The sequence below is a fragment of the Kitasatospora sp. NPDC007106 genome, from assembly GCF_040634455.1.
GTDB classification, from domain to species: domain Bacteria; phylum Actinomycetota; class Actinomycetes; order Streptomycetales; family Streptomycetaceae; genus Kitasatospora; species Kitasatospora arboriphila.
Map to the genome: position 1 here is coordinate 1 of NZ_JBEYFP010000737.1, position 2870 is coordinate 2870.

2 protein-coding genes are annotated in these 2870 nt (G+C 77.6%); both read right to left on the reverse strand.

Annotated features, from left to right (window positions below):
* Positions 1-68: 68 nt before the first annotated feature.
* Positions 69-1553 (reverse strand): sugar transferase, encoded by a 1485-nt coding sequence (locus tag ABZ641_RS31610; RefSeq protein ID WP_359987366.1) that lies wholly within the window; start codon positions 1551-1553, stop codon positions 69-71.
* Between the two features lie 285 nt (positions 1554-1838).
* The coding region (locus tag ABZ641_RS31615; protein ID WP_359987368.1) for a glycosyltransferase at positions 1839-2870 on the reverse strand (1032 nt) is incomplete at its 5' end.

Here is a 2870-nt window from a genome sequence, read left to right on the forward strand (position 1 = left end):
CGGCGGGCAGCCGCCGCCACCACTGCGGCAGCGGCGCGGTGCGGGCCGGCAGCGTTCCCGACGTCACGTCAGCTCCCGTCCGGGTGGAGCATCAGGACGGCGGTGCGGAGCAGGATCTTGGCGTCCTGCCAGAGGCTCCAGCTCTCGATGTAGCGGTTGTCGAAGCGGGCCCGGTCCTCGATGGAGGTGTCCCCGCGCAGGCCGTTGACCTGGGAGAGGCCGGTGAGGCCGGCCGGGACGCGGTGCCGGTCCTGGTACTCGGGGTAGGCCTGGCCGAAGCGCATCACGAAGTAGGGGCGTTCGGGGCGGGGGCCGACCAGGCTCATGTCGCCGCGGACGACGTTCCACAGCTGCGGCAGCTCGTCCAGCGAGGTGCGGCGCAGCAGCCGGCCGACGGCGCCCATCCGGTGGTCCTGCGAGATGTTCCAGCGGGTGGCCGACTCGTGCTCGTTGCTGGGGCGCAGGGTGCGGAACTTCAGCAGGGTGAAGGCCTGGCCGTCGAGGCCGGTGCGCTGCTGGCGGAAGAGCACCCCGGGGCCGGTGTCGCAGCGGACGGCGAGCGCGCAGGCGGCCAGCACCGGCGAGAGCAGCAGCAGGCCGAACCCGGCGGCCGCGACGTCCAGGGCGCGCTTGGCGACCCAGCCGGGGCGGCGGACGGCCGGGCGCTCCAGCGGCAGGCAGGGGAAGCCCCACAGCTGGTCGGTGCCGCGCCGGCCGAGGGCCGCGTACTCGCGCAGCTGGGGCACCACCCAGACCCGGCAGCCGAGCCGGGCGGCGGTGCGCAGCGCGGCGGCTGTGGCGGCGTCGTCGGCGGCGCCCTCGGTGGCGATCACGTGGTGGATGCGCTTGCGGCGGATCTGGCTCTCCAGGGCGTCGTGGCCGCCGAGGAGCCGCAGCGGGGCGTCCGGGGCGAGCAGGACGGGCTGGGAGTCCAGGTAGCCGACCGGCCGCAGACCGTACTCGCGGTGTTCGAGCAGGACGGCGGCGATCCGCTGGCCGAGCTGGCCGGCGCCGAGCACCAGGGTCGGGCTGGGGCGCCGGCGGCGGGCGCGGCGCAGCAGGGCGTAGGCGGCGGCCCGGCCCAGGCAGGCGAGCAGGGTGAAGGCGGTGAGCAGTCCGGCGAACCTGAACAGCGCCGCCGGGCCGGGCACGAACCGGCCGAGGCAGGCGGCGAGGGTGACCGCGAAGGCGGTGGAGACGGCGGCGCGTCCGGCGAGGGCGGGGAGGTCGTCGAGCGCGGAGACGGTGAGCCTGCTGCGGTAGAGGCCGTCGGCCAGGTTGAGCGGCAGGAGCAGACCGAGCAGCGCGGCGGCCAGCGGCGGCGGGCCGGGGGCGGTCAGGGCCGCGGCGGCGGCGAGGGCGAGGACGTCGCAGCCGAGGAGTCCGGCCGGGAGGGCGACCCGAGAGCGCAGCGGCCGGCGGTGGCGGCCGACCTGCGGTGCCGGACGCGCCCGGGGACCTGCGGCGGGCCGCTCCAGCAGCTCGGTGCCGAGCAGCCGCCGGGCCGACAGCGGGCCCCCCGGCCGCGGCACGCTCTCGTGGTCAATGGTCATCGGTGCGCGAACTCCCCTGTGGTGTACCCGCGGTCGCGGGGGCGGCCGACCGGCCCGAACCGTGCCCGGTGCCGGGGCACGACGAAGTGGACCCTCCGAACAGGTGCGAATCAGGCAAAATCAGACAATAGCGATCGCCGTTGTCACTGCGGCGAGTTGACGTGCCGTGTCATGCCACCTGCTCATTGGTCGGACTGTCGGACGACTCGTACGCGGCGCCCCCGACCCGGCGGCGGCTGCGGACTGGGCAGCAGCCCGCGGGGGCTCCCACGGTCGGATAAACGATCAGAATCCCTGGGGGACACGGGAATCGGGGCGACCGGACGGACGCGCGGGCAGCACCCCGCGGTACACCGCCTCCACCTGCTCGACCGTGCGGCGGACGTCGTGCCGGTCCGCCACGTGCGCCCTCGCCAGCCCTCCGCGGCGCGCACAGGCGTCCGGATCGGCCAGCTCCTCGACCAGGCGTTCGGCCAGCGCGGCAACGTCCCCGGGCGACACCGGCGGCACGGCACCCCCGGGCGGCAGGCACTCGCGCGCCCCGGGCACGTCCGTGAGCAGCACCGGGCGGGCGGCCGCCATCGCCTCCAGCGGGGCCAGCGCCATGCCCTCCCAGCGGGACGGCAGCACCACCAGGTCCGCGGCGGCCAGCCAGGGCCGCGGATCGCCCACCCCGCCCGCCATCAGCACCCGGCGCGGCCCGGGCAGCGCCCGGACCCGCTCGGCCAGCACCGCTTCGTCCGGACCCCCGCCGACCAGCGCCAGCCCGGCGCCGGGCACGGCCTCGGCCACCCGCGGCCAGGCGTCCAGCAGCACGTCCTGGCCCTTCTGCCGGCAGAGCCGGCCCAGGCAGACGGCGAGCGGGGCTTCCGGGTCCAGGCCGGCGCCGGCCAGTCCGAGCCCGGCGCGGGCGGCCCGCCGGTCGGCGGCGCCGGCGGGCACGTGGTGCTCCAGGTCGACCCCGTTCGGCACCACCCGCCAGGCGGCCGCGATCCCCGCCGCGGCACCGTCGGCCCGCTCCTGCTCGCTGACGCACACCAGCGCGTGCGCCCAGCGGGCGGCGTACCGCTCCCAGCGCAGGGTGGCCCGGGCCACCGCGCCCTCGACGGCCGCGAAGGACCAGGCGTGCGGCTGGAAGACGGTGGGGACGGACCCGCGCACCGCCAGCCGGCCGGCCAGCCCGGCCTTGGCGCTGTGCAGGTGGAGCACGTCCGGTTCGGCGGTGCGCACGATCCGGCGCAGCCGCCGCACCTCCCCCGCGGTGGCGGGGCCCGGCGCCCGGCCGGCCGGCCAGTCCAGCAGTTCCGCACCGGCGGC